General features: G+C 54.8%; 23 protein-coding genes. 17 read left to right on the top strand and 6 right to left on the bottom strand.

Features of this window, described 5'->3' with window-relative positions:
* Nucleotides 1-26: 26 nt before the first annotated feature.
* From purC to R0137_RS12675, 6 genes are all read left to right on the top strand, one after another.
* Nucleotides 27-1,124 (top strand): phosphoribosylaminoimidazolesuccinocarboxamide synthase, encoded by a 1,098-nt coding sequence (gene purC / locus R0137_RS12700; RefSeq protein WP_407326778.1) that lies wholly within the window; start codon nt 27-29, stop codon nt 1,122-1,124.
* A 3-nt stretch (nt 1,125-1,127) separates the two neighbouring features.
* Nucleotides 1,128-1,880, top strand: a complete 753-nt coding sequence (locus R0137_RS12695) for a sulfite exporter TauE/SafE family protein (RefSeq protein WP_407326777.1) — start codon at nt 1,128-1,130, stop codon at nt 1,878-1,880.
* A gap of 104 nt (nt 1,881-1,984) precedes the next feature.
* Complete coding sequence (locus tag R0137_RS12690; RefSeq protein WP_407326776.1) at nt 1,985-2,392, top strand: TIGR01244 family sulfur transferase; 408 nt, start codon at nt 1,985-1,987, stop codon at nt 2,390-2,392.
* 72 nt (nt 2,393-2,464) lie between these two features.
* Nucleotides 2,465-3,784 (top strand): amidohydrolase, encoded by a 1,320-nt coding sequence (locus R0137_RS12685; protein WP_407326775.1) that lies wholly within the window; start codon nt 2,465-2,467, stop codon nt 3,782-3,784.
* Complete coding sequence (locus tag R0137_RS12680) at nt 3,781-4,488, top strand: NUDIX hydrolase (RefSeq protein ID WP_407326774.1); 708 nt, start codon at nt 3,781-3,783, stop codon at nt 4,486-4,488. Before R0137_RS12685 ends, R0137_RS12680 begins: the two co-directional genes overlap by 4 nt.
* Nucleotides 4,489-4,492: 4 nt before the next feature.
* Entirely contained in the window at nt 4,493-5,212 is a 720-nt protein-coding gene (locus R0137_RS12675; RefSeq protein WP_407326773.1) for a cytochrome b/b6 domain-containing protein, read from the top strand.
* Nucleotides 5,213-5,316: 104 nt separating this feature from the next.
* Here the strand turns inward: R0137_RS12675 and R0137_RS12670 are convergent, their stop codons facing one another.
* The 3 genes from R0137_RS12670 to R0137_RS12660 all read right to left on the bottom strand — a co-directional run bounded on the left by R0137_RS12670 (nt 5,317) and on the right by R0137_RS12660 (nt 8,045).
* Nucleotides 5,317-5,787 carry a c-type cytochrome gene (locus tag R0137_RS12670; protein WP_405270134.1) on the bottom strand — a complete coding sequence of 157 codons (471 nt, stop codon included), beginning with the start codon at nt 5,785-5,787 and terminating at the stop codon, nt 5,317-5,319.
* Between the two features lie 116 nt (nt 5,788-5,903).
* Nucleotides 5,904-6,854 carry an NAD(P)H-binding protein gene (locus tag R0137_RS12665; protein ID WP_407330019.1) on the bottom strand — a complete coding sequence of 317 codons (951 nt, stop codon included), beginning with the start codon at nt 6,852-6,854 and terminating at the stop codon, nt 5,904-5,906.
* 42 nt (nt 6,855-6,896) lie between these two features.
* Nucleotides 6,897-8,045, bottom strand: coding sequence for an acyl-CoA dehydrogenase family protein (locus R0137_RS12660; protein WP_407326772.1), 1,149 nt, complete (start codon nt 8,043-8,045; stop codon nt 6,897-6,899).
* Between the two features lie 225 nt (nt 8,046-8,270).
* On the opposite strand from R0137_RS12660, the gene R0137_RS12655 reads away from it, so the two are divergent.
* From R0137_RS12655 to speB, 3 genes are read left to right on the top strand one after another with little or no spacing between them, the layout of a single operon-like run.
* On the top strand, nt 8,271-9,698 hold the full coding sequence (locus R0137_RS12655; RefSeq protein WP_407326771.1) for an aldehyde dehydrogenase family protein: 1,428 nt from the start codon (nt 8,271-8,273) through the stop codon (nt 9,696-9,698).
* Nucleotides 9,698-11,188, top strand: a complete 1,491-nt coding sequence (gene glpK / locus R0137_RS12650) for a glycerol kinase GlpK (RefSeq protein ID WP_407326770.1) — start codon at nt 9,698-9,700, stop codon at nt 11,186-11,188. The genes R0137_RS12655 and glpK overlap by 1 nt, the downstream gene beginning before the upstream one ends.
* Before the next feature lie 55 nt (nt 11,189-11,243).
* Nucleotides 11,244-12,197: an agmatinase gene (gene speB / locus R0137_RS12645; protein ID WP_407326769.1), complete on the top strand. Its 954-nt coding sequence runs from the start codon at nt 11,244-11,246 to the stop codon at nt 12,195-12,197.
* 61 nt (nt 12,198-12,258) lie between these two features.
* Here speB and R0137_RS12640 read toward each other — a convergent pair whose 3' ends face one another.
* Together R0137_RS12640 and pspF are read right to left on the bottom strand one after the other, a co-directional pair.
* Entirely contained in the window at nt 12,259-13,716 is a 1,458-nt protein-coding gene (locus R0137_RS12640; RefSeq protein ID WP_407326768.1) for an NAD-dependent succinate-semialdehyde dehydrogenase, read from the bottom strand.
* Between the two features lie 95 nt (nt 13,717-13,811).
* On the bottom strand, nt 13,812-14,900 hold the full coding sequence (pspF, locus tag R0137_RS12635; protein WP_407326766.1) for a phage shock protein operon transcriptional activator: 1,089 nt from the start codon (nt 14,898-14,900) through the stop codon (nt 13,812-13,814).
* A 192-nt stretch (nt 14,901-15,092) separates the two neighbouring features.
* On the opposite strand from pspF, the gene R0137_RS12630 reads away from it, so the two are divergent.
* The 6 genes from R0137_RS12630 (at nt 15,093) to R0137_RS12605 (ending at nt 19,270) form a co-directional block, all read left to right on the top strand.
* Complete coding sequence (locus tag R0137_RS12630) at nt 15,093-15,290, top strand: hypothetical protein (protein WP_407326765.1); 198 nt, start codon at nt 15,093-15,095, stop codon at nt 15,288-15,290.
* A 2-nt stretch (nt 15,291-15,292) separates the two neighbouring features.
* Nucleotides 15,293-15,979, top strand: a complete 687-nt coding sequence (gene pspA, locus R0137_RS12625) for a phage shock protein PspA (protein ID WP_407326764.1) — start codon at nt 15,293-15,295, stop codon at nt 15,977-15,979.
* Nucleotides 15,980-16,046: 67 nt separating this feature from the next.
* On the top strand, nt 16,047-16,310 hold the full coding sequence (pspB, locus tag R0137_RS12620) for an envelope stress response membrane protein PspB (RefSeq protein ID WP_407326763.1): 264 nt from the start codon (nt 16,047-16,049) through the stop codon (nt 16,308-16,310).
* A complete protein-coding gene (locus R0137_RS12615) occupies nt 16,307-16,879 on the top strand; it encodes a PspC domain-containing protein (protein ID WP_407326762.1) in 573 nt (190 codons plus the stop codon). The genes pspB and R0137_RS12615 overlap by 4 nt, the downstream gene beginning before the upstream one ends.
* Nucleotides 16,880-17,025: 146 nt before the next feature.
* Entirely contained in the window at nt 17,026-17,850 is an 825-nt protein-coding gene (locus tag R0137_RS12610; protein ID WP_407326761.1) for an esterase/lipase family protein, read from the top strand.
* A gap of 82 nt (nt 17,851-17,932) precedes the next feature.
* Complete coding sequence (locus R0137_RS12605) at nt 17,933-19,270, top strand: alginate export family protein (protein ID WP_407326760.1); 1,338 nt, start codon at nt 17,933-17,935, stop codon at nt 19,268-19,270.
* Here R0137_RS12605 and R0137_RS12600 read toward each other — a convergent pair.
* Nucleotides 19,267-19,998, bottom strand: a complete 732-nt coding sequence (locus R0137_RS12600) for a hypothetical protein (protein ID WP_407326759.1) — start codon at nt 19,996-19,998, stop codon at nt 19,267-19,269. The two genes, R0137_RS12605 and R0137_RS12600, sit on opposite strands and share 4 nt — an antisense overlap.
* 77 nt (nt 19,999-20,075) lie before the next feature.
* On the opposite strand from R0137_RS12600, the gene R0137_RS12595 reads away from it, so the two are divergent.
* Nucleotides 20,076-20,897 carry an alpha/beta fold hydrolase gene (locus R0137_RS12595; RefSeq protein WP_407326758.1) on the top strand — a complete coding sequence of 274 codons (822 nt, stop codon included), beginning with the start codon at nt 20,076-20,078 and terminating at the stop codon, nt 20,895-20,897.
* 68 nt (nt 20,898-20,965) lie between these two features.
* Entirely contained in the window at nt 20,966-21,841 is an 876-nt protein-coding gene (locus R0137_RS12590; RefSeq protein WP_407326757.1) for a universal stress protein, read from the top strand.

Here is a 21,841-nt window from a genome sequence, read left to right as displayed (position 1 = left end):
TCCATCATGCATGCAGCGAACGTCATATGAATTCTCCATCGGTGTTAACAGTCAGTGATGATCTCCCTATCACCGTTGCGCGACCGGTGCATAGCGGGAAGGTACGTTCAGTGTATTTCCTGCGTCCAGAAGACTCCCAGCGCCTTATTCAAGAGCGAGGTTACGAACTAGCGCCGCACAGTGATTTGGCGGTAATGGTGATCTCTGATCGTTTATCTGCCTTTGATTGCCTCTGGTGCAGTGAAAGTTTCAGCGGAGTTCCGGGCAAGGGCGCGGCATTAAACGCGATTGCGGCTCATTGGTTCGCGGCGTTTAACGATCGGAGCCTTGTTTCTCATCACTTGCTTGAAATGCCCCATCCGATGGTGTGGATCGTCCGTCAGGCGCGACCACTCATGATTGAGGCTATCGCCCGGCGCTACATTACCGGGTCGCTTTGGCGCGCTTACGCGCGGGGTGAGCGGCATATTGGCGGTGTTGCATTACCCGACGGTCTCAAACAGTTTCAGCGATTAGAGTCGCTGCTTTTCACGCCGTCCACCAAGGGAATCATTCGCGGTATTCCCGGGGTTCCTGATACAGATGACGCGCCTGTGTCCCCTGACGCCCTGAAGAGTCACTACGGTGCATTTGGCTTGCAGAGTGAAGCGCAACTGGACGAATGTGTTGATGCCTTACGCTCGGGATTTGCGACGATCGAGAATGAACTTTCGAAGCAGGGCGAGCTACTTGTAGATACCAAGTTCGAGTTTGGTATCGCACCCTCTGTCGCCGGCGGTAGCGAACTCATCTACATGGATGAAGTTGGCACTCCAGATTCATCGCGCATTTGGCGTCGACAGGATTGGGAGCGCGGAGAACCCAAAGAGCACAGCAAGGAGCAATTTCGAGAGTCCTTAATGTCGTGGGTCAGTGACAAGGATATGCTCCTTGACCCCGCTCGTATGAGCGAGCGCAGCGCGTACGCTAGAGATAACGCGGTTCCGGATGAGTTTTTCGATGCCTTGTCTGAAACCTATGCCGCGCAGGCGGAGCGTATCTTGGGCAAACCCTTATCGACAATCGAAAAGCCTAGAGAGGCTTTGCTAGATATACTCAATGAGCAGTTTGGCTTAGTGGCTTAACGGGTGCTACCGCAAGACCCAATGTTCTATCTGGTGAGCATTCCCGCAGTACTTTTGTACGGCGTAGCCAAAGGAGGCTTCGGTGGGGCGGTGGCGATCCTGGCAGTGCCCCTGATGGCGTTGGTGATGCCGCCGGCGCAGGCAGCGGCGATTCTCCTGCCAATCCTGGTGGTAATGGATATGGTGGTGGTCTACAGCTACCGCGGTCAGTATGATTCCCGCGCACTGCGGTTATTAATTCCAGGAGCCTTGCTGGGCCTCCTTGCAGGCTATCTGCTGGCAGATTCTGTTAACGATGCAATGATGCGCTTGCTCGTAGGTGTCGTCGCTCTGGTGTTCGGGCTGCAGACCCTCGTCGGTTGGTTGTCGTCGCTGGGCAAGGAGCATAATCGCTGGAGCGCGACGCTCATCGGTGCGCTATCCGGATTCACCAGTTTTAGTATCCATGCTGGCGGCCCTCCTTTTGCAATGTATCTCTTGCCCAAGAAACTGCCACCGCTTATCTATGCCGGCTCTGCAGGTTTGTTCTTTGCGGTGGTGAACATCGTCAAGCTCCCTGCCTATTACGCGCTGGGACAGTTTTCGACAGAGAATCTCTCAAATTCTTTAGTACTCGTGCCCATCGCCCCCTTAGGCGTTTTACTGGGAAGAAAGCTGGTGCAAATTTCTGACCCAAGGGTCTACTACAAGATAATCTCGTTCTTTCTGGTGATCGTTGGAATCAAGCTGATTCTTGATGGCTACGGAGCCTTCTGACTGCTGAAACGCTGTATGACAATCAAGATTCCGGCTGTTGCCGCTGCTGACCGCGGGATATACTTTGGTCCTTCACACGTCCATAAAAAGAGCTGAGCATACGCATGCAGGATAGCCCCCGTTACGTCAAACTCACCGACAGCCTTGCTGCCTCACCTCAAATACAAGCCGCGGATATGGCGGCCATCGCTGAAGCTGGGTATAAAGTCGTCATCAATAACCGCCCCGATGGCGAGGCTATCGGGCAGCCGGGGTCTGACGAGCTGCAGGCGGCGGCGGAAGCCGCCGGGCTCGAATATCACTATTACCCTCTCAATGCCTTCAACTACCCGGGCGATGATCTGGCAAGGATGGCCGCGCTTTTCGATGACTCTCGTGCTGTATTCGCGTTTTGCAGGAGCGGCACGAGGTCGAGCAATCTCTGGATCAGCAGCCGAACAGGGGACGAGCAAGAGCAAGCGCGGCAGCACGCTCAGCAGCTGGGGTTCGATGTTTCTATGTCTATGCGCTAAGAATCAACTCAACAGCAGTGTTTATTTTCAACGTTTAAATTTGAACGAATACTCAATGGAAGGAGTACCATTATGAAGCGCCAGCTTCTCGCACTAGCCCTCGCATCCGGGCTTTCTTATTCCTCTTTACCTTTTGCAGATTCCCTCAGTGACGCGATTTCCAAAGATTACGACAGTCATTTGGGAGAGCTGTTTGTGTACTTTCATCAAAACCCTGAACTGTCGTTTATGGAACATAAAACAGCGGCGCGCCTAGCGGCAGAATTACGTGACACAGGGTTCGAGGTTACCGAGGGCATAGGCGGAACAGGACTTGTGGCTATTCTTGAGAACGGTCCCGGCCCATTGGTGATGATGCGTGCAGATATGGATGGCTTGCCAGTTGAGGAGAAAACCGGCCTTGAATATGCCTCTACCGCAAAACAGACAGACCCGGATGGGAACGAAGTGTTTGTTATGCACGCATGCGGCCATGACGTTCATATTACGAGCCTTGTGGGTACCGCCCGGCAAATGATGGCTCGGCGTGACCAGTGGTCGGGTACGCTAATGCTCATCGGGCAACCGGCTGAAGAGCGGATCTCGGGGGCCGAAGCCATGATGGAAGATGGTATTTGGGAACGCTTTGGTCAGCCGGATATGGCTATGGCATTTCACGTCACATCAGCGGTCCCCACCGGGAAGCTGTCAGCGGCTATGGGGGCGGCCTACTCGGGTGGTGATACCGTGGAGATCATAGTCCATGGGATTGGCGCCCATGGGGCGGCACCACATGCAGGTGTGGACCCGGTCGTGCTTGGATCACAAATTGTATTGGCTCTACAAACGGTGGTGAGCCGTACTCTGCCACCCCGGGATGCTGGGGTAATTACCGTCGGTGCGTTCCACGCAGGCACTAAGAACAATATTATTTCTGACAGGGCGCATCTAAAACTGACGGTGCGAAATGACGATCCGGCGACGCGTGAGTTGTTGCTGGATGGAATCCGCCGTGTAGCCGTCAATATGGGACGCGTCGCCGGATTGCCCGACGATAAGCTGCCTGAAGTAATTGTTTCTGACGAGTCTGTGCCCGTGACGGCAAACGACCTCGCTATGACAGAGCGTCTTCGCGGCGTATGGAAAACGCGCTTTGGGGACGACGTACTGTGGGACAAAAAACGCAAGGCCATGGGCTCCGAGGACTTCCCATTTTTCACCACAGAGCCCTATATTCCCAGTACGTACTTTGCCGTCGGAGGAACACCTCCGGAAGCATTCAGCGCCGCGGCTGCGGGCGGTGAGCCTGTCCCGTCCCATCATTCCCCGCTGTTTAAGATTGCGCCGGAGCCTGCAGTCACCCTGGGTGTGGAAGCCACAGTCGTGGGCCTGATGGAGTTGATGGGGAAATGAGTGTTGAAATCAGGCCCGCAAGTACCGTAGTCCTGCTCCGTGACGGTGAGCAGGAAATGGAAGTACTAATGGTGCGTAGGAATAGGGCGCTTGCATTTGCTGGCGGTTTTTGGGTGTTCCCAGGCGGCGCCGTGGACGACGCTGATCGAGAGCAGGGCGGTAATGACCCTGATGAGGCGGCAAGAGTTGCCGCTGCAAGAGAGGCCGAAGAAGAAGCAGGTGTTTGTCCTGACCCCGAAGCGATGGTGCTCGTCAGCCATTGGACGACGCCTGTGGGAGAACGCAAGCGCTTCTCGACGTGGATTTTTGCCGGCGAAGTAGCCCCGGACTCCGAAGTGGTGATTGATGGTAGTGAGATACACGACTATCAATGGATCGGAGTAAAACAGGCTTTGGCGACTCACAAAGCCGGGGAGCTACCCATGATGCCGCCGACGTTTATCACCCTATGCGCTATCGCACGGTATGACACCGCATCGGAGGCTCTCGCGGGAGAGCGTGAGACGCCGTGTCCGCGCGTGCTGCCGCTCTTGGTCCCGCTGGAAGGAGAGGGCGCTTTTGCCACGCTTTATCCCGGTGATGCTGCTTACGAAAGTGGTGACTTAGAGGCGGAGGGCCCGCGACATCGTGCATTTCTGTCTAATGCCAGCTGGCAATATGTATACGAAGGTGTGAGCGAGCCGCCCTTGTATCCTCAGGACTAATCCTTTGCCAACTATCCGAACACAAAACGACGAAAACAATACGTCGCCCGATTTGGCGTTGCAGAAGCAGCACCCGCTATGGGATTTGCCGGTTCGATTGATTCATTGGTTGATCTTGCTGCTGCTTCCAGCGAGCTGGTGGACAGCGGAGGAAGGGTATCAGGAGGTTCATCAGTGGTTAGGTCTAACGCTGCTGCTTGCGGTGTTAACACGGCTCTGCTGGGGAATTGTGGGTTCTCCCCAATCAAGATTTAGAGACTTTGTGCGCGGACCGAAGGATGTACTTGCGCACTTTCGCGGAGGGCCCAGTACCACCCCTGGTCATAATCCTGCGGGAGGCTGGTCAGCGCTGTTGCTGTGGATTCTTTTATTGGCGCAGGCGCTTACGGGGACGGTGAATACCGACGATGTTTTGTACACAGGCCCTTTCTACTATGTATTTGATGCCGGGATAAGCGATGCCTTAGCGGCGTATCACGAAATAATCTTCAATGTGCTTCTCGGGTTCATCGCTCTCCACGTCGCCTCCGTTCTTTACTACGAGCGGGTGCGCAAAGAGAGACTCTTGAAGCCTATGGTGATAGGGAAAACAGAGGGGCGCGTTGGAACAGGGCCAGCGCAACCGGCGTATAAAGCGCTAATTATCGCGATCTTACTCGCGGGTATGCTGTTTGCGCTGCTTGAACTTGCACCCGCTCCCCCGGTTTCTGATTACTACTGGTAATTGGGGATGGTGGCGAGAGGATACCGAGATGTATGGCGAACAGCGGGGCGCAAAGCGCCCCGGCAGAATGGCAGAAAGATAACGAGCTAAAGGCCTGGAACGGCCTAGTACAAGTAGTCTTTAGACTTGTACTCATCATGACAGGCTTTGCAGGCACCGCCGGTATCTTTAATGGCACCACCGATGGCTCCTCGGTCGCCAGTTTGAGCAGCGGCTAAAAGCCCCTCAGCAGCTGACTGCAGTGCGGCGTACTTCTCCAGGAAGTCGTCGGTGTTCTCCCAGATTTCAGGTTTGGCCCGAGTTGTACCTTTATCTGAGCCTGGGCCAAATGCGCGAGCTACGTCTACACTGGCAACAGCAGCAAAGTCTTCGGCAAGCGCTAACATTTTTGCATCATCCCAAGGCATATCACCCTTGACCATAGCTGCCATGGGGCCAAAGTTCATGGCGATCAGCGTGAAGTAAGATTGGCGATAGGACTGCATGGCCTCTTCTTTCACCAAGTGGGACAGCGCTACGGGCGCTGCGCTAAGCGTGAGTACCGCTAAACCGGTTGCAAGTAACTTCTTAGACATACAACTTCTCCTGTTTGTTTTCTAAAGCACTGTCAAGAATGACCACGTGTCCCCTTAATAGAACCCTAATCCAGCTGCTTCTGCAAGAGAGTATGTGTTTGGGTCATCTTCGGATATCAGCGAAACACCGCTTGATCCCCAAGCCCCTGATCTTCTATACCCGCTAGCTGTGCCCGATAGCTCTCTTCCAGAGTGATAGTGCCGAACTCGGGGGTGGCGTCTGCGTCGTAGCTTTCTGTAGCCGCATTCCAGAGCAACATTGACTCCGTCGCATAGTAGTGTCCGATGCGGGCAAACTCTGCTTTGTCGGCAAGCCTCTGTGACAAGCGAGCGGGCACGCCGAGTATCGCTGCGATCGCCTTGAGTAACTTTGGACTGATACTGCGAGTGCGCAGGGGTTGCTCTGTGACCTGTGCTAAAAGCTGCGCTTGTTCTAATGGTGTTATCGCAGGCCCCGGGCCTCCAATAGCCTGTATCCCCCGGAGGTTCTTAGACTCCAGGCTCAACCGTATGAATGTGGCGAGGTCAGCCTCGGCGATCGGTTTACATCGAGTGAGCGTGCCGTCTCCAAACATAAGAAAAGGCTTTCCCTCACGGACTCGCTTGAGCTGCCCACTCAGGGATTTGAAAAATGCTGTAGCTCGGACGCTTGTATAAGCTATTCCTGACGCGGCCAGTTCGTTTTCGAATTTCAGCTTGGCGAACTGAAATGCCAGTCGCGGTTTCTGTATGCATATAGCGGACAGCAGTGTGAAGTGTCTGACGTTATTGCCAAGTGCCCACTCTAGGAGCGCGTGATTGGCAAGGTAGTCGACCGCATGACTATCTTTCACGCCACCGCTCCTACTGGCGATGCAAGAGACTATGCTATCGACCTGAAAGGCTTTTAGGGCGTCATTCAGGTCTGCTGAGTCCTGTAGGTTTACAGGGCAAAGAGTGAGGCGCCCCCGATTGTTGGAAGCTGCGAAGGCATCCAGTGCCTTCGCAGCAACTGTTTGACTATCCCGCACGGGACAGATAACTGCGTAGTCATGTTGTAAGAGCTCTCGGGCTACCCGAGAGCCTATATAGCCGGTAGCGCCGGCAAGAAGAACGGTTTGCTTCAGGCCCTAGCGCCCCAACATCGTACGAGCTACGAGTTCACGCATGATCTCTGAGGACCCGCCATAAATGCGTTGGATGCGCGCATCGGTGTAAAAGCGCGAAATGGGATATTCAACTGTATAGCCGTAGCCGCCGAATAACTGCAAACAATCGTCAATGGTGCTGCATTGCATTTCGCAGGAAGCTAGCTTTAGCATCGCGGCCTTGTCAGCGGTAAGTGCGCCTCCCGCGTATTCGTCAGCACATTGCTCGTAGAGAGCGCGACTTAGTCCAATCTGGGTTTTTACATCCGCAAGTTTGAAGCGAGTGTTTTGAAATTCTCCGATGCTTTGTCCGAAGGCTTTTCTCTCCTTTACGTAATCGACGGTGATGTCCAGAGCGCCCTCAGCGGCGCCGACCGCCTGTGCTGCAATACCGAGACGTTCTCTTGGCAGCTCCTCCATCATGATGACGAAGCCGCGGTTCTCTTCTCCCAGAAGGGCGTTCGCCGGAAGCCGTACATCCTGGAAAAAGAGTTGTGCAGTGTCTGAGGTGTGCTGACCGATTTTTTCGATCTTACGGCTCTTCTCAAATCCGGGTAGGGTCGTATCTACCAAAAAGAGCGATGTGCCTTTTGCTCCTTTACCGGGATCGGTAATCGCAGCGACAACGACGATGTCTGCGTGAATGCCATTGGTGATAAAGATCTTTGAGCCATTGAGTATCCATTCGTCACCGTCTCGCACGGCATTGGTGCGGATGCCTTGTACGTCAGAGCCAGCACCGGGCTCAGTCATGGCGAGTGCGCCGAAGGCTTCTCCGCTGACCATTTTTGGTAACCATTGCTGCTTCTGCTCTTCGGTGCCATGGCGGCTGATGTAGGGCGCCACAATATTGGAATGGATGCCGTAGCCTGTTGCGATACCGCCAAATCCCATGCGAGAGAGTTCTTCGATGAGCATCAGTGTGACATGGGGTGCAGTACCGGCGCCGCCATAAGCTTCATCGACGTCGGGGGAGAGTAAGCCCGCTGCGCCCATGGTGTTCCAAAATTCACGAGGTACTAGGTGTTCTTCTTCCCATGTTTCAAAGTGAGGTCCGATCTCTTGCTCGAACGCGCGGCGCGCCATGTCGCGAAAGAGGGTCATCTCATCACTGGCAATATCCATGTTCATGGTATTTGTCCTCGAATAGGCTAAGCAATTAGGGGCACATATTGTGGTGGATACCCCCTGCAGGTGCAAGGAAGCACCGGTCGAAAGCTCAGGAGCTTCGCCCCGAACTCGCTAACGGTAGAGCCTTGTTTTGGATGATCCAAAACGGTGCTTTCCCTCAGCGTCTGCGGTGATAAACTCCGGTCTCGGATTTTTCGACAACACCACAATAATGGAGTAAGTCCTATGCGCGAGCATCTACAGTTTTACATTAATGGCGAGTGGGTTGACCCTGCGGTTGCCAAGCCTTTCGATGTCATCGATCCCGCTCATGAGACCGTTTGTGCGCGAATCTCTCTCGGTTCTGAGGCAGACGTAGATCGAGCCGTAGCGGCGGCAAAAGCGGCTTTTGAGACCTATGGCGTTAGCAGTCGTGAAGAGCGCATTGCTTTGCTCGAGCGCTGCATCGAGGTGTACCAGTCCCGCTACCACGATATGGCGGAAGCTATTCGCACTGAGATGGGCGCCCCAAAGGGTTTGGCTGAGACAGCGCAGGCCCACACAGGACTTGGGCATCTGCAGCAGGCGCTAGACGTGCTCCGAGAGTACGAGTTTGAAGAAGACCTTGGGCAGCATCGTCTTGTCAAAGAGCCTATTGGCGTCTGTGGAATGATTACTCCCTGGAACTGGCCGGTAAATCAGATTGCTTGCAAGGTGGCCCCTGCATTGGCTGTGGGCTGCACGATTGTTCTGAAGCCCAGTGAAGTGTCTCCTTTGTCAGCTCAGATTTGGGCCGAGATCATGCATGAGGCCGGAGTTCCTGCTGGTGTCTTTAATATGGTGAATGGTGATGGGCCGACGGTCGGCGCGGCTTTGTCCAAGCATCCTGATGTCGACATGATGTCCTTCACCGGCTCTACGCGAGCGGGTACACAGGTCGCAATGAATGCTGCGCCGACGGTCAAGCGAGTCACGCAGGAATTGGGTGGAAAGTCTCCGAATATCATTCTCGATGATGCGGATTTTGACGCAGCGGTCTCTCGCGGCGTCATGAGTATGTTCATGAACAGCGGCCAGTCCTGCAACGCACCTTCGCGAATGTTTGTTCCCGCGGCCCGATTGGCCGAGGTCGAAGCGATAGCGGGCAACGTTGCTGCTAGTGTCGTGGTTGGTGACCCCGCCGATGAGGCGACACAGTTAGGTCCGGTTGTGTCAGAGGTTCAGTTCAACAAAATTCAGGGGCTCATACAGGCGGGCATCGATGAGGGGGCAACCTTGGTCGCCGGTGGCACCGGCCGCCCCGATGGTTTGGACGCAGGCTACTACGTCAAGCCTACGATCTTCTCGGGCGTGACGAACACCATGACCATCGCGCGGGAAGAGATCTTTGGTCCGGTACTGGCCATACTCCCCTATGAAACTGAGGACGAGGCGATCGCCATGGCGAACGATACCCCCTACGGTCTTGCGGGTTATGTGCAGAGCGGTGATATAGAGCACGCGCGACAAGTGGGGCGGCGCATTCGTGCGGGCAACATTCATATTAACGGAGCTTCCGGTGGATACGAGGTGCCCTTTGGTGGCTTTAAGCAATCTGGAAACGGCCGCGAATGGGGTGAACACGGTTTCACGGACTATCTGGAGATCAAGGCTATGGAGGGCTTCGCAGCCTAATGCCTGACTTCATTCTTGCGATCGACCAGGGCACCACGGGCAGTACCGTCGCCCTGGTCGATTCGCAGGGGCAGCTCTGCGCCAGCGTAAATATCGAGTTTCCGCAGGTGTTCCCAAAACCCGGGTGGGTAGAGCATGACCCCGAGGCTATTTGGTCTTCAGTAGAAAAAGCGCTTTCGCGGCTCCTCCGTAAAAAGCTCTGCAAACCCTCGGACATTGTCGCTGTTGGAATCACCAATCAGCGGGAAACTTCAGTGCTCTGGGATCGACGGAGCGGCGACACGCTGCATAACGCGATTGTTTGGCAGTGCAGACGTACTGCGGACTTTTGTGATGTTCTGCGGCAGGCGGGTCATGAAGACACTGTGAAGAAGCGCAGTGGTTTAGTCTTGGACCCCTATTTCAGCGCCAGTAAGTTTCGTTGGCTTTTGCGCGAAGTGCCTGCTGCAAAGCGTGCCTTAAAAACCGGCGCTCTAGCTGCGGGGACGATTGATAGTTTTCTATTGTGGCGTCTGACGGGGGGAGAAGAACACGCGACCGATGTGAGCAATGCGGCACGCACTTCCTTGATGAATTTGAAGACTCTGAAATGGGATGAGGAACTCTGCCGGCTGTTTGAAGTTCCGGCCAGTATTCTTCCTGAAATACGTCCAAGCAGCGGGATTTTTGGGCACACGAGAGGAGTGCGGGGTCTTCCCGATGGTATCCCCATTACGGGTATAGCGGGGGACCAGCAGGCGGCGCTCTTCGGTCAGGCATGTTTTACAGCCGGGGATGCTAAATGCACCTTTGGGACCGGTTCATTCATTGTGATGAACACTGGGGGTGAGCGGCTAGCTTCGAAGTCCGGTTTGCTGACGACCGTTGCCTGGCAGCTAGACAATAAGGACCCTGTGTACGCTCTGGAAGGGGGCGCTTTCGTGTGTGGGGCTGCTGTGCAGTGGCTGCGCGATGGACTGGGGTTAATAAAGCGGGCCTCTGATGTGGAGTCCCTAGCATCCAGCGTAGCCGATCACGGAGGTGTGGAGTTTGTTCCAGCGCTCACTGGTCTGGGCGCGCCACATTGGGCGGCTGACGCTCGGGGCTTGATTACAGGCTTATCCCGAGGAAGTACGGGGGGGCACATAGCTCGAGCAACCCTGGACGCCATGGCACTTCAAAATGTCGATATCTTGACGTGTATGGAAGCGGATCTCGGGAAGCGGATGCGGCCGCTGCGAGTTGATGGAGGCGCTGCAGCGAATGATCTGCTTATGCAGTCCCAGGCTGACTACCTAGGCAGAAAACTGGTGCGTCCTCGAATAACTGAGACCACCGTGGCCGGTGCGAGCTATCTTGCTGGTTTGGGTGTTGGTCTTTGGCGCAACAGTGCAGAGATAAAGCGCATCTGGCAGCCTGAACGCGAGTTTGCCGTTAGGGTGACGGCGGCGGGGCGGCGCAAGAGAATGGAGAGTTGGCAGGCCGCGGTCCGTCAGACGCTTCAACGTTAAACGCTTCGACGATCGACGAGTTCTTTCATTTTGCGAATAGACGAGTGAGTATAGATTGAGCGATTTTAACCAGCCCCTTTCGGGGAATGAGATGCCGCGTTTTGGCGGTATCGCCAGCATGTTTAGGCTCCCGGTACAGCTGAGCGCGGAAGGTCTCGACATTGCGATACTGGGTGTTCCTTTGGACTGCGGCACCAGTAATCGAGCGGGGTCACGCTATGGACCCCGTCAGATACGCGCGGAGTCGGTGTTGGTTCGGCCTTACGGCATGGCGACAAAAGCGGCTCCTTTTGATTCCTTTCAGGTGGCGGATACCGGGGACGTCGCGCTCAATACTTATAATCTAGAGAAATCCATAGCTATTATCGAAAGGCACTTTGACGAGGTGCTTGCGAGCGGAGCAAAAACTCTGGCGATGGGTGGCGACCACACAATTACTCTGCCGATTTTAAGAGCGCAGGCGAAGGTACATGGGCCGCTGGCGGTGATTCATATTGATGCGCATGCTGATATGAATGATCACATGTTTGGTGAATCGATCACCCATGGGACGATTTTTCGCCGAGCCATTGAAGAGGGGCTGATTGATCCCACGAAGATGGTGCAGATTGGTCTTCGTGCTACAGGCTATGCCGCGGATGATTTCGATTGGGCGCGGCAAAAGGGCGTGAAAGTGGTGCCGGCAGAAGAGTGCTGGTATCAGTCTCTTGAGCCGCTTATGCAGGAAGTCCGGGAACAGATTGGCGCTGAGCATCCTGTGTACCTGAGTTTTGATATCGACGGTCTGGATCCTTCCGTGGCCCCTGGTACGGGAACCCCGGAGCCCGCGGGCTTAATGACCTCCCAGGGCCTGGAAGTGATTCGTGGCGTGTTTGGTACAAATCTTGTGGGCGCTGATTTGGTTGAGGTATCTCCACCCTATGATACGACCGGGAACACCGCACTGCTCGCAGCAAACCTCATGTTTGAAATGCTGTGTAGTTTTCCCGGCTGTGAGCGGCGGGATTAGAGCCCGCCGCCACGGTTTGCACTTGTGTTGAGTGGTTTTGGCTCGATGCTCGAGCGGGAATTTACAAGCCGCCCATAAGCATGTACTTAATCTCTAGATAGTCGTCCATGCCGTAGCGCGAACCTTCGCGGCCTGAACCCGACTCTTTGACCCCGCCAAAGGGCGCCATCTCGTTGGAGATAATGCCCTCGTTGATCCCCACAATGCCGTACTCCAGCGCTTCGCCGACGCGCCATACCCGACCGATATCCCGGGTATAAAAATACGATGCTAAGCCGAACTCAGTATCGTTCGCCATAGCGATCACTTCTTCTTCAGTTTCAAAGCGGACTATGGGTGCAACGGGGCCGAAGATCTCGTTGCGAAAAACCGCCATGGTGCTATCGACTTCCGTAAGCACGGTAGGCTGGTAGAAACTCCTACCCAAGGGGTGAGGTCCGCCACCGAAAGCAACTTTAGCGCCGCTGGCGATGGATGTTTGTACTAGTTCGTCAACATCGACTGCAGCCTTGGCGTTGACCAAGGGGCCCAAGGCAACGCCGTCCTGCATGCCATCGCCTACGGACAGCTCGCTCACTTTTGCCACGAGCTTCTCTACAAAGCTGTCGTAGATAGCGCTTTGTACAAAAATTCGATTTGAGCAGACACAGGTCTGGCCTGCATTGCGGTACTTGGAAATCATTGCGCCGGCGACAGCAGCATCAATGTCAGCGTCATCAAAAACAATAAACGGTGCATTGCCGCCCAGCTCCATGGAGGTTTTCTTCATGGTGTCGGCGCACTGCGCCTCAAGAACCTTTCCAATCGGTGTAGAGCCTGTGAAGGTGAGTTTTCGCACCAGGGGGTTGGCGGTAAGCTCTCCTCCAATGTCGCGAGCTGACCCTGCGACAACGTTGAGTACACCGGCGGGTATGCCAGCACGTTCTGCAAGTTCTGCAAGTGCTAATGCACTCAAAGGGGTTTCACTCGCAGGTTTGATAACAATGGTACATCCGGCTGCCAGGGCCGGTGCCGCTTTTCGCGTAATCATGGCTATGGGAAAGTTCCACGGTGTGATCGCGGCCACGACCCCCACGGGTTGTTTGATGCAGACAATCCGCTTGTCTTCGCCGGGTCCGGGGATAACGTCCCCATATACGCGTTTAGCTTCCTCACCAAACCATTCCACGTAGGACGCTCCGTACGCGACTTCTCCGCGCGACTCCGCTAGAGGTTTGCCCTGTTCGGCCGTCATGAGGATGGCGAGATCTTCCTGATGCTGCATGATGAGATCAAACCAACGTCGAAGAATTTGTGCTCGGCTCTTTGCCGGCAAGCGCTTCCAGTCGTCCATGGCTGCGTCTGCGGCTTCGATAGCGCGCCGTGTTTCAGCCGCGCCCACGCTCGCTATGCTGGTGATTTCGTCACCGTTGGCTGGATTCAAAATGGTCAGTGTTTTACCGTCGTCTGCTGCAAGCCACTGGCCATTGATGTAGGCGCCATCACGCAGCAGAGAAATGTCCGTGAGCGGAAGTGTCATGACTTAACTCCTTGGGATTATTCTGTTCAGGTCGCGTACGTTACAAGGAGACAGGCCAAGAAGAAACGCCTAAGCAGGCTTATTCGATTATGTTTTTAGCGACTTTTGCGCCGATTAAGCTTGTGCTTACGGACAAGTCCCCGAAGCTGGTCGTAGCTCAGTTCTAAAGCCTCGGCCGTGCGTCTTTGGTTGCCGTCGTTTTGCTCAAGCGCTGTCGCAAGGAGCTCTCTTTCATAGGCGTCCACGCGATCGCGTAAGTTTTTAATCTTGGGTTTAGAGTCATCGTAGGTAGTCGCTGAGGTAGTCGCTGAGGTAGTCGCTGCCGCAGGCGCGTGCAAATAAGCACGGGCTCTTGCCGGTGTTTCGGCGATTGGACTTGAGAGTCCTCGCTGTTCGTTGATGTATTCGGGCCACGGGCTTTCGAAGGGATCAATAATCAGCTCTGCTATAGGGCTTTCTTGATCGGCCCAGCGATGCAAGGAGCGCTCCACCACGTTCTTTAGCTCTCGCACGTTTCCTGGCCAAGCGTATTCTTTAAGCTGCGCAAGAACGCCAGATGCAAAGCCGGGGAACTGTTCCCAGCTCAATTCAGCGCTCATTTGCACTGCAAAGTGGCGGGCCAGAAGCGCGATGTCATCCCCCCTGTGCCGCAGTGCTGGCATGTGAACTACGTCGAAGCTCAGGCGATCCAGAAGATCTGAGCGAAAGGCCTGCGCCTCGGCCATCGCCCGAAGATCGGCATTGGTAGAGCCGATAACTCTGACGTCAACGCGGAGTGTCCTTTGGCCACCCAAGCGCTCGAACTCGCCGTATTCGATCAATCGCAGAAGCTTTTCCTGAAGGCGAGGAGACATAGTGCCAATCTCATCCAGGAGCAGGGTGCCTCCGTCCGCTCTTTCAAAGCGTCCTACGTGCAGTTTTGAGGCCCCTGTAAAGGCGCCTGCCTCATGTCCGAAGAGTTCGCTTTCAAGGAGTGTTTCCGCCATGGCGGCACAGTTCACTTTGATAAAAGGCGCATCCCAGCGTGGTGAAAGGTAGTGCAGGCGTTCCGCTGCGAGTTCTTTTCCCGTCCCGCGCTCACCCAGCACAAGTACTGGGCGTTGGATCGAGGCTAGCTGCGATAGATGGTCCAGCGCCGCGGCTAACGCCGAGGATTCGCCAAGCATGTTGTCAGGAGTGCGCATAGTGAGTCAAATATACCACTTAGTTAGGTTATTTTTGCCAAATTATATGGTTACTTACCCCATTTATTGTGAGTTTTATGTGACAAATAGGTTTATATAATGCCCTTAAGTCATTGTTTTTATGAATTATATAGATTTGTTGGCCCGCTAATTGGATTACATCTATCGAATCACAATTTTAAGGAGTGCTCCATGGAGCCCGACCGTATGACGATCTATCTCGCCCTAGCTGTGGTGGCCTGTGGGATAGCTGCTGTCACTGGGCCATCCCTGGCACTCGTTTCACTGTTTGAAATAGTACTTGTTGTAGAAGCAGTAAATCTGATTTCGGCACCGGGAGATGCAATGCGGTCCCGGTCCGAATCCCCTAACCACTCGCAAGGAGAGTAATTATGGGTATTTTTTCGCGTATGAGCGACATCATTAACTCAAACATCAGTGCTTTGCTCGACCAGGCAGAAGACCCTGAGAAGCTGATTCGACTGATTATTCAGGAGATGGAGGACACCTTGGTTGAGGTGCGCAGCTCGTCTGCGAGGGTTCTGGCAGACCGCAAAGCCGCAACGCGGCGTGTCGAGCAGCTTCAGGCTGAAGCTGACTCCTGGGAGCAGAAAGCCAAGTTGGCGATCAGCAAGGGACGTGAGGACCTTGCCAGAGCTGCACTGCAGGAAAAGCGCGAGATCGAGGAGGAGCTTGAAGCGGTGAGTACCGAGCTGGCTGCTACGGACGAGCATATTGCGCAGCTCAACGACGAGATCGGAAAGCTGCAGGCGAAGCTCAATGATGCGAAGGCTAAGAAAAAGGCTCTCGTTATGCGCACTCAGACGGTAGAGTCCAGAATCAAGGTCAAGCGACAGGTTAATCGTGATGCACTTGACCAGGCCTTTGGTCGCTTTGAACACTTCGAGCGACGCATGGACAATCTTGAGAGTCAGCTTGAAGTGATGGACATGGGGAAAGACGTGGCGCCATCCCTGGCGGCGGAGATCAATGCCCTCGAGCAGGATGAGAAGATCACAGCGGAGCTGGATCGCCTGAAAGCTGAACTGGGTGGGGGAGAGTCGTCCAAGGACGCTTAAACCCATTCCGCTCCCAGCGGCTATAGTGCAGGATGGGAGCTTTACCCTCTGAGGCGGGGAGCCATAGATGGAACTTTACGAACTACTTTTCGTGCCGACGATCCTCTTTATGGTCATCGTTGCTCCGATTTGGATCGTGCTGCACTACCGCAGCCTCAATCGTTCAAGTCGTAGTTTGAATGAAGAAGATCGTGAGAACGTTGAACAGATTCTGGTTACGGTTGACCGACTGACTGAGCGCATACAGGCGCTGGAGTCGATCCTCGATTCTGATCATGGGGATTGGAGGGACCACGAGCTGCAGGACAGCAACACAAGGAGAAGCTCATGAACGATTATTCCGATGATAGAGGTCGCCGTCGCCGCAGGCACGGCCGAAGACGTCGCCGGGGTGGAGCGCAGTTTCGCTACTACCAGGAGCGCAAACGTCATGGTTGGGGAATGGGGCTGTATCGCAACCGTCGTGATGGCAAGATCTGTGGTGTAGCGGCAGGCGTTGCAGACTACTGGGACGTGGCTGACTGGGTTGTGCGTTTGATCTTTATTGGCGCTTTTTTGTTCACCGGTACGCTCGCCATATGGGCCTACGTTGCCGCTTGCTTGTTGCTGAGTCCGCGACCGGACGATCGTAGTGGTCGCCGGCGCAAGCACGAAGCGGAAGAAGCGTCACGGGCCGCGCCCGCATCGGCCAACGAAGAGGCTTTTGGGCCTGAGATGGAATACGACGAGCGCTATCACGATTACCGTCCCAGACGGATGTTTCGCTACAGTGATAGTGCAAGCATTCGCTTGACGCGGGCGCGAGAGCGTCTTGATTCGGCACTTCGGCGCGTCGAAGACATGGAAACCTACGTCACCTCGAGGCGTTACAAGTTGAACAGCGAGCTTTCCAGGCTCTAAAGCAAGCCACGGAACGCATGTGAGTTCTTAAAAGCAAGTAAACCCCGGGGGTTGTGCCCCGGGCTCCTCGGAGTATCCTCCCTTCCCAATAGTAAAAACAAAATCCGCGCGGCAGACAGTAGCTCTGCGGCCAGCTAGGGGGAATTATGGGCTCGAGTCGAATGGCCTTGTTTGGTGACGTAGTGATGCCAGGGACAGAAGCGGTAGATCCCTATCACTTGCCCCCTCCAGCTGCGTGGCTTGCATTGACTGAGCCCCAGAGAATGGCCCTTGAAGTTTTATCGCTAACAGCTGTGCGACGCCTGTTAAGCAATCTTGCGCCGGGTGATGGCCATCCTGTGATGGTGTTGCCGGGATTTCTTGGCTCCGATGGCTACAACGCCACTCTTAGACGATTTCTAAAAAGCCTTGGATACAGAGTCTATGGCTGGGGTCAGGGACAAAACCTGGGTCCCAGAGGAGAGACCCTCGATAACCTGATGGATCGTGTTGCGATGCTCGCCGATCGTTATGGCCAATCCGTCTCGCTTGTAGGCCACAGTCTCGGCGGTATTTTTGCCCGGGAGATTGCTCGTGAGGCTCCGTCTCGAGTGCGGCAAGTAATCTCGCTGGGGAGTCCTTTTGGACGGGGTCGGCATAGCGGCTCTTATCCCGCGCGTCTTTTTGAGGCTCTGAATCCCACTGACGATTTACCCGTCGCCCTCGACGATCTGCACCGAGCGCCTCCGGTGCCTACCACGGCCGTGTATTCCAAAGGTGATGGCATCGTGAATTGGCGTACCGCGTTTCAGAATCCTGAATTCGCGCATGGAGCGACGCAAAATATCCAGGTCCGCGGCAGCCACTGTGGGATGACTCTAAACCCCACTGTCTGGTATGTGATTGCCGATCGTCTGAGACAGTCAGTTGAAGACTGGCAGCCTTTCTCTGCAAACGGTCTGGCTAGTGTTGTGGTTCCCAAGCATGCTTGATTAGCTCGGAGGCCTGTTGGTTAGCAATCACGCCGTCTGACTACTGATGATCAAAGACAGTAGTGTGTGTCTGTGCAGGTGTTTGCTCAGCTCAGTTGTGTTCCTGACCTCCAGCGTCTTCGCACAGGAAAATGAAGAGCGCTCGCTCGGATGGTCTCTGCACATAGATGTTCGACTTCGATCAGAATATCTTTCTGATTCTTTCCGCATCGTGGCTCCCGCTACGGACCAACTGAAGTTTTCTCGTACGGTTGTTGGAGCGCGATACCAGGCATCTGACTGGAGTGTGGAAGTCGAGGTTCAAGACAGCCGTGCCTGGGGGGCTGAAGCGCTTTCGCCAATAGGCACTGACGATATCAACACGCTCGAGCCCATCGTGGCGAAGTTGGCGAAACAGTGGTCATTAACAGAGGGCTCGGAGCTCGACCTTTCTCTGGGTCGAATGACGCTTGATTACGGTAGCCGACGGCTTCTTGCGCGGAATAACTTTCGCAACACCAGTAACGCGTTTCAAGGCGCGCACCTGAGCTATGTATCTCCAAGCGCTAGGGCAGCGGTTTTTTATACTCTGCCGCTGCAACGGCGGCCGGACGGTCTGGATTTGGAATCCTTGCGAGATAAAGAAATTCGTCTCGACAAAGCGGGGAGTGGTGAGCGTTTCTGGGGAGCGAGTATTGACTATGCTGTGCCTCAGGCGGACGCAACGCTTGCCACTTATGTGTTCGTCAGCGCGCTCAATGATGAGCCCGGCCGCCCTGTTGCTGATCGTGAATTGGCAACTTTGGGCGCCCGGTTTTTGTGGGCGGATGGCGCGCTGGATGCGGAGTTCGAGGCTGCCTACCAATGGGGTGAGTCTCTAGCGAGTATATTTTCGACACCTGACGAGGTTCTCGATCATCGTGCCTGGTTCACTCATCTGCATCTGGGCTTTGAGCTGTGGCCAGAATTTAACTTCCGGCTTGCCTATGACCAAGCGACGGGTGATCGAGATCCTTTTGATGGTCGAAACGAACGTTTCGATCGCCTATATGGCGCCCGAGCATTTGAACTTGGGCCCAGCGGTATCTTTGGAGCTGCGGTTCACAGCAACATACGTGCGCCCGCCGTACGGGCCCGGTGGCAGTCGTCCGAAAGTCAGGCCTGGTTGTTATCTCATCGCTGGTTATCGCTGGATAGTCCCCGAGACTTTTTTGTTACCGGAGGGCGAAGGGACTCAAGCGGTGCCTCCGGTCGAAAGATAGGCGGGCAGTGGGAATTGCGTTGGCGATGGACGCCAAAAGACACGTCTTTTGTCGTGGATTTGGGCGGTGCTTACCTCAAAAAGGGCGAGTACTTTTCCGGAGCGCCGGGGGCACTGCTAAATCCCGCAGCTCCAAAGGACAGTCAATATATCTTTACCCAAGTTAGTTGGAGTTACTAGTTGCGAAGCCCCGATATTGGATTCATATCTTCCTCACCGGAGACGTGTCGAATAATCCGGTAGTAGATTCCCGCGGCAGAGCCCTCCAGCAGGGCTTCCCGAAGCATGTTGTCCGTGTCCACCGACTCTGCTGCATCAAGCAGTCTGCCAAAGGTGCGTTTGAAATTCTCGCTGTGTCTTGCCCGTATCTCCGTGCCAAAAAGCATCTCATGCACCGCCTCAGGATCGTCGCGCTTACTTGCAGCAGCTGAGACCAAACGGCGAATAAATAGCGAGTGATCACCCGTGCTTGCTTCGGAGCGCAAGTTGGAAAACTCCTCTAGAGAGACTTCATCGGTTCCCGTAGGTCCGAAAACGGATACGTAGTGGAAGCCGGCGATGCTCCCTAACTGCTCCTGCACCAGACCCAAGAGTTTGAAATAGGAGTCGCGCCTCGAGTGGAGCTCCAGGCGCCGGGTGCTTTGCTCCTGCATGCTTGTGGCGCGCGTATTGGCCGTTATTTCTTTCTGTTGCATAAAATGGCCGATGACCAGCCATAAGAAGGCGAGAGGAGCGAAAGCGCCCTCGAAAAAGCTGCCAATATCGGCGGTGGGCAGTGTCTTAAACTCATTCCAGCCGACGATGACCGTGACGTAGTAAATGCCCGTGCCCATCCAGAGGCTCGTAATCGTGAGCCCGAAGAGAATTCTCCAGTCCAGGCCGCGGCTTGCTGTATCTTCATTGTCCATGTTCACAGCATAGCAGAGCTGTCGAAACTTCTTTGAGTGACATAGGCTTTGGATACAGTGTTGTTGAGGAGATCACGGTGAGTAGCGTAGTTGTAGAAGACATGGGGGGGGAGGGGCTTCCCCTTTTGTTTGCGCATGCTAATGGCTACCCCCCGGGAAGCTACAGAGAGCTTTTCGCTCACCTGCGAGACAAGTTCGCTATCAGCGCTTTGGAGCATCGTCCTTTGTGGGGAGGGAGAGAGCCGCCCCGACGTTTGAGCTGGCAGCTCTTTGCAGGCGATATGCTTGAGGCAATCAACATGCGGTTTGCTGCACCGGTTTGGGTGATGGGGCATAGCATGGGTGGAACTATTGCAGCGCTTGCCGCTAATAGCCACCCCGAAAAAATAGCAGGACTCATTTTGTTGGACCCCGTGTTTTTGCCCGACCGTTTAGTGATGGCAACAAAGTTAATGCCAGAGAGGCGGCGCAAGAACATGCCGATGCTTCGACGCGCGCTATCCCGGCCAGAGCACTTTGAGAATCATGAAGCGGCCTTTGACTTTTATCGGGGAAAGCGTGCTTTCAAAGGCCTGAGTGATGACGCCCTGACGAATTACGTGCAGGCTAGTAAGGCCCCTTTGCCAGACGGGGGTGTGCAGCTACGTTATTCGGGTGCGTGGGAAGCGGCGGTCTACGGCAGTGCGCCTAGGGCCCGGCCACTCATGAAGCGTATGCCGGTGCCCACTCTGGCAATTCGTGGGTCAGACAGCGATACCCTCAGACCGGAGATATGGTCGCGGTGGCAGCACTGGCAACCACGAGCGTCCTTCAAGGAAATTCCTGGCGGGCATTTGTTCCCTTTGGAGTCACCCAAGACCACCGCAGATGTTGTATCCGCCTATATTTTTGCCGATTAATTGAGCGACGACCCTTTCGCCGCAATCTTGAGCGCCTATAATCGAGTCAAAGATACGGGAGAGACAGTATGGGCAAGATTCTAATCGTTGCGGACAAAGGTAAGTCATGTGTAGCGACGTCCCGAGGCCTCGAGCTGGCGGCCAAACTGGGCTACGACGTGGAAGTTGTTGCGTTCGTGTACGCGCCACTAGACCGTATAGAGGGTGGCAAAGCTGCCCAGGCTGCACTGAAACAGCAAATTCTGGATAAGCGTCGCGCGCAGATCCTTGAGCGAATAGATGCTTTTACCAGTAAAGATCAAAAGGTCGCTTTAAAGGTAGTTTGGCTTAAGACCGTACATCCCTGGATCGTTAAACGGACCAGTACGGCGAAGTTTGCCGCAGTTGTCAAAACGACACACACGACCGGTAGCCTTGGATACACCTCTACGGATTGGCATGTTCTGCGAGAGTGTCCAGTGCCTGTTCTGATGGTCGCCGAGAAGAAGTGGAGCCGGACCCGTCCCGTTATGGCTGCACTGGATCTCGGAACCCGCAAGAAGAGTAAGCAGCGGCTAAATTCCAAGGTTCTGGGTGCGGCGAAGGCGCTGGCGGAGGCTTTAGGCGTCGAACTCAAAATCATGTCAGCGATTGAGATACCTTCTGTTTTGGCCGATCTGGATCTCGTGGATCCCATCAGCTATTCCAATAAGCATCGTGAGGAAATGCTCCCCCACCTCAAAGCGCTGGCCAAAGAGCACGGCATCCCTGAAAAGCAGTTTGTTACGAAGCGAGGGCCGGTTTGCAAGGTGATTACCTCTCAAGCAGCCAAGGCGAGAGCGCAAATTGTTGTAATGGGCACCGTTGCTCGCCAGGGCATTAGTGCAAAGTTGATTGGCAATACCGCAGAGTCCGTACTGCAAGATCTTCACACAGATGTGTTAGCAATAAAGCCCGACGCCTGA

This window comes from Congregibacter brevis (assembly GCF_045689245.1).
Classification (GTDB): domain Bacteria; phylum Pseudomonadota; class Gammaproteobacteria; order Pseudomonadales; family Halieaceae; genus Congregibacter; species Congregibacter brevis.
This window is presented reverse-complemented; position numbering and strand designations above follow the sequence as displayed.